At 68.3% G+C, this 652-nt stretch carries 1 pseudogene; it reads right to left on the bottom strand.

The annotated features are described in order from the left end of the window. Window positions 1-184 precede the first annotated feature (184 nt). A pseudogene (locus tag ABD810_RS32055) lies at window positions 185-652 on the bottom strand (Crp/Fnr family transcriptional regulator); the annotation flags it as partial.

Raw genomic sequence — 652 nt, 5'->3', positions numbered from 1 at the left:
GTCGTGGCCAGATTGCGGGCCGCCGCCGTGGCCAGGCTCTGCTGAACCCGGCCGTTGTCCGTGGTCGTGCTCTGGGCCCGGCCGTTCTGTGTGCCTGTGCTCGTGCCGGTTGTGTCGGTCACAACCCACCGCCAATCCCTGTGTCACCGAACGGATGTGGTCGCGTCGCTTCCTGCGCCGCTGGTCAGTGGCCGATCTCGACGTGTTCGAGGACGCCGAGGGCGTCGGGGACCAGGATGGCCGCGGAGTAGTAGGCGCTGACGAGGTAGCTGATGACGGCCTGGTCGTTGATGCCCATGAAGCGGACCGACAGCCCGGGTTCGTACTCGTCGGGGATGCCGGTCTGGTGCAGGCCGATGACGCCCTGGCTCTCCTCCCCGGTGCGCATGACCAGGATCGAGCTGGTGCGCGTCTCGGTGACAGGGATCTTGTTGCAGGGCAGCAGCGGAACGCCGCGCCACGAGGGGATGGCGTGCCCGCCGATGTTGGTGCTCTGGGGGTAGATCCCGCGACGGCTGCACTCACGGCCGAACGCCGCGATCGTCAGGGGATGGGCGAGGAGGAACGCCGGGTCCTTCCAGACCTGGGCCAGCAGTTCGTCGAGGTCGTCGGGGGTGGGTGGGCCGGTGCGGGTGTGGATGCGTTGTTTGAG

The organism is Sphaerisporangium flaviroseum (assembly GCF_039537005.1).
GTDB classification, from domain to species: domain Bacteria; phylum Actinomycetota; class Actinomycetes; order Streptosporangiales; family Streptosporangiaceae; genus Sphaerisporangium; species Sphaerisporangium flaviroseum.
Note: the sequence above shows the minus strand (reverse complement) of the source record. Positions and strands in the feature narration are given on the sequence as shown.